7 protein-coding genes are annotated in these 7,427 nt (G+C 67.9%); 4 read left to right on the forward strand and 3 right to left on the reverse strand.

Annotated features, from left to right (window positions below; translation table 11 throughout):
- Nucleotides 1-514: paraslipin (locus tag AC30N0_RS13175; protein WP_489518365.1), on the reverse strand; the 514-nt coding region annotated here is incomplete at its 3' end.
- Between the two features lie 16 nt (nucleotides 515-530).
- Nucleotides 531-968 (reverse strand): NfeD family protein, encoded by a 438-nt coding sequence (locus tag AC30N0_RS13180; RefSeq protein ID WP_489518366.1) that lies wholly within the window; start codon nucleotides 966-968, stop codon nucleotides 531-533.
- 97 nt (nucleotides 969-1,065) lie between these two features.
- On the opposite strand from AC30N0_RS13180, the gene AC30N0_RS13185 reads away from it, so the two are divergent.
- The gene (locus tag AC30N0_RS13185; RefSeq protein ID WP_489518367.1) at nucleotides 1,066-3,333 is read left to right on the forward strand and encodes an Orn/Lys/Arg family decarboxylase; all 2,268 of its coding nucleotides are present in this window, start codon (nucleotides 1,066-1,068) and stop codon (nucleotides 3,331-3,333) included.
- Nucleotides 3,334-3,354: 21 nt separating this feature from the next.
- Here the strand turns inward: AC30N0_RS13185 and fabI are convergent, their stop codons facing one another.
- Complete coding sequence (fabI, locus tag AC30N0_RS13190; RefSeq protein WP_489518368.1) at nucleotides 3,355-4,134, reverse strand: enoyl-ACP reductase FabI; 780 nt, start codon at nucleotides 4,132-4,134, stop codon at nucleotides 3,355-3,357.
- A gap of 223 nt (nucleotides 4,135-4,357) precedes the next feature.
- Here fabI and rimP point away from each other — a divergent pair, with 223 nt between their 5' ends.
- The 3 genes from rimP to AC30N0_RS13205 form a co-directional block, all read left to right on the forward strand.
- A complete protein-coding gene (gene rimP / locus AC30N0_RS13195) occupies nucleotides 4,358-4,993 on the forward strand; it encodes a ribosome maturation factor RimP (RefSeq protein WP_489518369.1) in 636 nt (211 codons plus the stop codon).
- Nucleotides 4,990-6,534, forward strand: coding sequence for a transcription termination factor NusA (nusA, locus tag AC30N0_RS13200; protein WP_489518370.1), 1,545 nt, complete (start codon nucleotides 4,990-4,992; stop codon nucleotides 6,532-6,534). The genes rimP and nusA overlap by 4 nt, the downstream gene beginning before the upstream one ends.
- Before the next feature lie 6 nt (nucleotides 6,535-6,540).
- The coding region (locus AC30N0_RS13205) for a translation initiation factor IF-2 associated domain-containing protein (protein ID WP_489518371.1) at nucleotides 6,541-7,427 on the forward strand (887 nt) is incomplete at its 3' end.

The raw sequence follows: 7,427 nt of genomic DNA on the forward strand, positions 1-7,427 counted from the left end.
TCGCGCGCAGGATCTCGGCCGGCGGCGTCAGGTCCTTGATCTCGTAGCGCAGCACCTTGACGCCCCAGTTCGTCGCCGCCTCGTCGAGGGCGCTGACCACCGAGGCGTTGATCTGGTCGCGCTCCTCGAAGGTTTTGTCGAGCTCCATCTTGCCGATCACCGAACGCAGCAGGGTCTGCGCCAGCTGGGTGATCGCCATGACGTAGTTCGACGAGCCGTAGCTCGCCCGCATCGGGTCCGTCACCTGGAAGTAGATGATGCCGTCGACCTGCAGCTGGGTGTTGTCGCGCGTGATGCAGACCTGGCTGGGCACGTCGAGCGGCACTTCCTTCAGCGAATGCTTGTAGGCGACGCGCTCGACGAAGGGCATGACGAAGCTCAGCCCCGGCGTCAGCGTGCGGTCGTACTTGCCGAGCCGCTCGACAACCCAGGCATGCTGCTGCGGCACGATCTTGAAGGTCTGGAAGATGAAGATCGCGGCGACGACCGCGATGACGAGGGCGACTTCGGTCATCGATGCTCCATTGGATTCAGTGGGACGAGGGGGCGAGAACGAGCCAGTTGCCCTCGACCGCGGCGACCACATGCTCGCCGGGCGCGGCCGGAGAGCCGGGTTGAAGCCGGGCCGACCAGAGCGATCCGCGGTACTGGACCTGCGCGGTGCCGTCGCTGGCCCAGGTGGCCACGCGGACGCGCTCGCCGACATCGAGGTTGACGTCGCGGTTGCTGGCCGCAGGGATGGGGCCGGGCCGTCGAAGCCGCCGCCAGTGCCACACCGCAGTGGCCCCGCCGCCCACCACCGCTGCGGCGACGAGCTGGGCGGGCGCAGCGAGGCCCGCATAGGCGGCCGCAGCGCCTGCAGCCAGCCCGAGGCCGATCATGAGCAGGTACAGCGTGCCGGTGGCAAGCTCGGCGGCGACGACGAGACCGGCGGCCACCCACCACCAGGTTGCAGGGGAGAAGTCCAACGTGGCCTCCGGGACGGCGTGCGACGACGGGCAGTGTAGGGCGGCATGCGGCCCTACACTGCGCCCTTCCCGAAATTGCCCAACCCGAAGGCCGCCGATGCAGCGCTTCCAGTTTCCGATCGTCATCATCGACGAAGACTTCCGCTCCGAGAACGCATCGGGCCTGGGCATCCGTGCGCTTGCCGCCGCCATCGAGAAGGAAGGCTTCGAGGTGCTCGGGGCCACGAGCTACGGCGACCTGTCCCAGTTCGCGCAGCAGCAGAGCCGCGCCAGCGCCTTCATCCTCTCGATCGACGATGAGGAGTTCCTCGGCGACGACACCAACCTGGCGCCGGCGATCCTCAACCTGCGCAAGTTCATCACCGAGGTCCGCTTCAAGAATTCGGAGGTGCCGATCTACCTCTACGGCGAGACCCGCACTTCGCAGCACCTGCCAAACGACGTGCTGCGCGAGCTGCACGGCTTCATCCACATGTTCGAGGACACGCCGGAGTTCGTCGCCCGGCACATCATCCGGGAAGCGCGCGGCTACCTCGACGGCGTCGCGCCGCCGTTCTTCAAGGCGCTTCTCAACTATGCCCAGGACGGCTCCTACTCCTGGCATTGCCCGGGGCACTCGGGCGGCGTCGCCTTCCTGAAGAGCCCGGTGGGGCGCATGTTCCACCAGTTCTTCGGCGAGAACATGCTGCGCGCCGACGTGTGCAACTCGGTCGACGAGCTCGGCCAGCTGCTCGACCACACCGGCCCGGTGGCCGCCAGCGAGCGCAACGCCGCGCGAATCTTCAACGCCGACTACTGCTACTTCGTCACCAACGGGACGAGCACGAGCAACAAGATGGTCTGGCACCACACGGTCGCGCCGGGCGACGTGGTCGTCGTCGACCGCAACTGCCACAAGTCGATCCTGCACGCGATCATCATGACGGGCTCGGTGCCGGTGTTCCTGCGGCCGACGCGCAACCACTACGGGATCATCGGCCCCATCCCGCAGAGCGAGTTCATGCCGGAGGCGATCAAGGCCAAGATCGCCGCCCACCCGCTGCTCCAGGGCGTCACGACGAGCCTCAAGCCGAGGATCCTGACGATCACCCAGAGCACCTACGACGGCGTCCTCTACAACACCGAGACGATCAAGCACGCGCTCGACGGCTACATCGACACGCTGCACTTCGACGAAGCCTGGCTGCCGCACGCCGCCTTCCACAAGTTCTACGGCACCTTCCACGCCATGGGCAAGAACCGCCCGCGCCCGAAAGACCAGATCGTCTTTGCGACGCAGTCGACGCACAAGCTGCTCGCCGGCATCAGCCAGGCCTCGCAGGTGCTCGTGCAGGACTCGCAGACGCGAAAGCTCGATCCGCACCTCTTCAACGAGGCCTACCTGATGCACAGCTCGACGAGCCCGCAGTACGCGATCATCGCGTCGTGCGACGTCTCGGCGGCGATGATGGAAGCACCCGGCGGCCGCGCCCTCGTCGAGGAGAGCATCGCCGAGTCGCTCGACTTCCGGCGCGCCATGCGCAAGGTCGACACGGACTTCGGCAAGGACTGGTGGTTCCGCGTCTGGGGCCCCGACAAGCTCACCGCCGAGGGCATCGGCACGAGCGCCGACTGGATGCTGAAGAACAACGCCAAGTGGCACGGCTTCGGCGCCATCGCGGACGGCTTCAACCTGCTCGACCCGATCAAGTGCACGATCATCACGCCCGGGCTCGACGTCTCCGGCAAGTTCGCCAAGACCGGCATTCCGGCGGCCGTCGTCACCAAGTTCCTCGTCGACCACGGCGTCGTCGTCGAGAAGACGGGCCTCTACTCCTTCTTCATCATGTTCACCATCGGCATCACGAAGGGCCGCTGGAACACGCTGGTCACGGCGCTGCAGCAGTTCAAGGACGACTTCGACCGCAACCAGCCGTGCTGGAAGGTGATGCCCGAGTTCACCGCTGCGCACCCGCAGTACGAGCGCATCGGCCTGCGCGATCTCTCGCAGAGCATCCACGACTTCTACGCCAAGGACGACATCGCCCGGCTCGTCACCGACATGTACGTCTCCGACATCCAGCCGGTGATGAAGCCCAGCGACGCGTTCGCGTGCATCGCCCACGGCCAGACCGAGCGGGTCGAGATCGACCACCTGGAAGGCCGCGTCTCGACGACCCTGCTGACCCCGTATCCGCCCGGCATCCCGCTCCTCATCCCGGGCGAGCGGTTCAACCGCAAGATCGTCGACTACCTGCGCTTCACCCGGTCCTTCAACAAGGCCTTCCCCGGCTTCGACACCGACGTGCACGGCCTCATGTCGATGAAGGAGCTGCAGGGCGTCGCCGTCGAGGGCGACAAGTACTACGTCGACTGCGTGCGGTAGCGCGGCTCTGCCCGGGCAGCTTCAGGCGGCGCCAGGCATCGCGTGGCTGAAGCCGGCGTCGACGTAGACGATCTCGGAGGTGACGCCCGCGGCGAGGTCGGAGAGCAGGAAGGCCGCCGTGTTGCCGACGTCGTCGATGGTGACGTTGCGGCGCAGCGGCGCGTTCTGCGCCACGACGTCGAGGATCTTGCCGAAGCCCTTGATGCCCGAGGCCGCCAGCGTCTTGATCGGGCCGGCCGAGATGCCGTTGACGCGGATGCCCCGGGGTCCCAGGCTGGTGGCGAGGTAACGGACCCCCGCTTCGAGCGATGCCTTGGCCAGACCCATGGTGTTGTAGTTGGGAACGCTGCGCAGCGCCCCCAGATAAGTCAGGGTAAGGAGGGCGGCGCTCGGCGACAGGCGGGGCGCGGCGGCCTTGGCCATCGCCGGAAAGCTGTAGCTCGAGATGTCGTGGGCGATCCTGAAGGCCTCGCGCGACAAGCCCTCGAGGAAATCGCCGGCGATGGCTTCCTTGGGCGCGTAGCCGATCGAGTGCACGAAGCCGTCGAAGGTCGGCCAGGCCTCGCCCAGGGCGCCGAACATGGCGTCGATCTGGGCGTCGTCGGCGACGTCGCAGTCGAACACGAGGGAGGAGCCGAACTCGGCGGCGAAGTCGCCGACGCGCTCCTTGAAGCGCTCACCCTGGTAGCTGAAGGCGAGCTCGGCCCCCTCGCGACGGCAGGCCCGGGCGATCCCGTACGCGATCGACCGGTTCGACAGGACACCGGTGATCAGGAGGCGTTTGCCGGCGAGAAATCCCATGCGGTGCGTCCAGGCGGAAGAGAGGGCGGAAGGGCCGGAATTCTGGCATGGGGCGCCGCGGCTTCCTGTCCGCTTGACACCAGGGCATCTTGCCGCTATTTGAGGGAGCGGATACAATTCCGCTCTTTCCTAGAAAGCGTCAAGTGGGCGGTTCTTCCGGCCCATTTTTTTTGGCTGATCCACTCTGCACCTCCCTTTGCTCCAACCAGGCCTGCCTCCTCTCATGAGCCAAGCTGCCATCGATGCGACCGTTGCCGGGCTGGGCTACGAGCTCGTCGAGATCGAGCGCGGGCCGGGCGGGCTGCTCCGGGTGACCATCGACCACCCGGCGGCGCCCGCGGGCGCGGCGGAGCGGTTCATCACCGTCGAAGACTGCGAGCGGGTGACCCGGCAGCTCCAGCACGTGCTCGAGGTCGAGGGCCTGGCGTACGAGCGGCTCGAGGTGTCCTCGCCCGGCCTGGACCGGCCGTTGAAGTCGGTCGCCGACTTCGCCCGTTTCGCCGGCGAGCAGGTCGAGGTGACGCTGAAGGTTCCGTTCAAGGGGCGCAAGCGTTTCCGCGGCGAGCTGCTGGCGAACGGTACCGGGTGGCGCATCGTGCTGGCCGACACCGCCCCCGCGGCGGCCGCCAAGAAGCACGCCGCCAGCCGCTCGGCACAGGCGCGGGCCGCGGCCGCGGGCGTGGCAGCGCCGCAAAGCGCTGCCGAGGAAGTGAAGGTGCTCGACTTCACGCTGGACGAGGTCCGCGAGGCGCGCCTCATCCCGGTGATCGATTTCAAGGGCGGCCGGCTTGCGGCGCCCGGCCGGGCCAGCGAAGCGCCTGCCCGGCATGAAGAGGCAGACGGAGGTCGGATCCAATGAACCGTGAACTGTTGATGCTGGTGGACGCGATCTCGCGCGAGAAGAGCGTCGACCTCGAGATCGTCTTCCAGGCCGTGGAGGCGGCGCTCGCGTCGGCCTCGAAGAAGCTGCACGGCGGCGAAGTGGACATGCGCGTCTCGGTCGACCGGGAGACCGGCGAGTACGAGACCTTCCGCCGCTGGCACGTGGTGCCGAACGAGGCCGGGCTGCAACTGCCGGACTCCGAGGTCCTCCACTTCGAGGCGGTGGAGCAGATCGCCGACATCGAGGTCGGCGACTACATCGAGGAGCAGGTCGAGTCGGTCTCGATCGGCCGGATCGGTGCGCAGGCGGCCAAGCAGGTCATCCTGCAGAAGATCCGCGACGCAGAGCGCGAGCAGCTCCTGACCGACTTCCTCTCGCGCGGCGAGAAGATCTTCGTCGGCACGGTCAAGCGCCTCGACAAGGGTGACGTGATCGTCGAGTCGGGCCGGATCGAGGGGCGCCTGCGCCGCTCGGAAATGATTCCGAAGGAAAACCTGCGCACCGGCGACCGCGTCCGCGCCTACATCGCCGAGGTCGATCCGACCTTGCGCGGCCCGCAGATCCTGCTGTCGCGCAGCTCGCCCGGCTTCATGATGGAGCTGTTCCGCCAGGAAGTGCCCGAGATCGAGCAGAAGCTGCTCGAGATCAAGTCCTGCGCGCGCGACCCGGGCTCGCGGGCCAAGATCGCCGTCGTCTCGCACGACCGGCGCGTCGACCCGATCGGCACCTGCGTCGGCGTCCGCGGCAGCCGGGTCAATGCCGTCACCAACGAGCTGGCCGGCGAGCGCGTCGACATCGTCCTCTGGTCGGAGGACCCGGCGCAGTTCGTCATCGGCGCCCTGGCGCCGGCCAACGTGCAGTCCATCGTCGTCGACGAGGAGCGCCACGCCATGGACGTCGTCGTCGACGAGGAGAACCTCGCCATCGCCATCGGCCGCGGCGGCCAGAACGTCCGCCTCGCGTCCGAGATGACCGGCTGGCGCATCAACATCATGTCGGCCGAGGAGTCCGCGTCCAAGCAGGCCTCCGAGTCCGACCAGCTGCGCAAGCTCTTCGTCGACAAGCTCGACGTCGACGTCGAGGTGGCCGACATCCTCATCGCCGAGGGTTTCTCCAACCTCGAGGAAGTCGCCTACGTGCCGATGCAGGAGATGCTCGAGATCGAGAGCTTCGACGAGGACACCGTCAACGAGCTGCGCACCCGTGCCAAGGACGCGCTCCTGACGATGGACCTGGCCCGCGAGGAGCGCGGCACCGAGGTGTCGCAGGACCTTAACGACTTCGACGGCCTGACGCCGGAGCTGATCAGCAAGCTCGAGAAGGGCGGCGTGCACACGCGCGACGAGCTGGCCGACCTCGCCGTCGACGAGCTGGTCGAGATCTCGGAGATCGACGCCGAGGCCGCCAAGGACCTGATCATGAAGGCGCGCGCGCACTGGTTCGCGGCCGAAGAAGCAGCCAGGCAGGACGCGGAGACGCTTGAGGCGGCCCCGCAAGAGACGACAACGCAAGGATAGACACACATGGCTTCGACAACCGTCGCCCAACTCGCCGCCGAGCTGAATCGCCCGCCGGCGGCGCTGCTCGAGCAGCTGAAGTCGGCCGGCGTCAGCAAGGCGTCGACCGACGACTCCGTGACCGAGAGCGACAAGGCTCGCCTTCTCGACCACCTGCGCACCGCCCACGGCACCGCCGCGAGCGCGGAGCGCAAGAAGATCACGCTGACGCGCAAGTCGACCAGCGAGATCAAGCAGGCCGATTCGAGCGGCAAGGCGCGGACGATCCAGGTCGAGGTGCGCAAGAAGCGCACCTTCATCAAGCGCGACGAGGCGCCGGCGGCGATCGAGGACCCAGCGGCCGCCGAGGCGCGCGAGGTCGAGCTGCGCCGGCGCGAAGAGGAAGCGCACGCCGAAGCGGAGCGCCTGCGCGTCCAGGAAGAGGAACTGCGCGAATCGCAGCGGCGTCGCGAAGCCGAGGAGCGTGCCGAGCGCGAGGCGGTGGAGCAGCGCACCCGCGAGCGTCTGGCTGCCGAAGCCGCCGAAGCCGCGGCTGCAGCTGCGGCTGCGGCCAAGGCGCCGCCCATCAAGGCCGGCACCAAGGCCGCCGCGAAGGCGGCCGAGCTGAAGGCGGCGCAGACCCTGGCGGCGGAGCAGAAGGCCGCGGCCGAGAAGGCGGCCACCGAGCCGGTCAAGCCGGCGCTGCGCGTGGTCAAGGCCGGAACCGTCGAGAACGAGGAAAAGCAGCGCGCGGCCGACCTGGCCAAGCGCCGCAAGGCGGCCGAAGACGAAGCGGCGGCCATCCGCAACATGATGTCGGCGCCGAAGAAGGTGCTCGTCGCCAAGAAGCCGGAAGAGGCCAAGCCTGCCGAGCCGGCCAAGGAAGCCATCAAGGGCACGATCCACAAGAAGGC

This window comes from Rhizobacter sp. (assembly GCF_031412495.1).
Taxonomy (GTDB): domain Bacteria; phylum Pseudomonadota; class Gammaproteobacteria; order Burkholderiales; family Burkholderiaceae_C; genus Schlegelella_A.

Coding starts and splice junctions, on each gene's coding strand:
- fabI (WP_489518368.1), bottom strand. CDS start 4,134: ATGGGATTTCTCGCCGGCAAACGCCTCCTGATCACCGGTGTCCTGTCG.
- nusA (WP_489518370.1), top strand. CDS start 4,990: ATGAACCGTGAACTGTTGATGCTGGTGGACGCGATCTCGCGCGAGAAG.
- rimP (WP_489518369.1), top strand. CDS start 4,358: ATGAGCCAAGCTGCCATCGATGCGACCGTTGCCGGGCTGGGCTACGAG.
- AC30N0_RS13185 (WP_489518367.1), top strand. CDS start 1,066: ATGCAGCGCTTCCAGTTTCCGATCGTCATCATCGACGAAGACTTCCGC.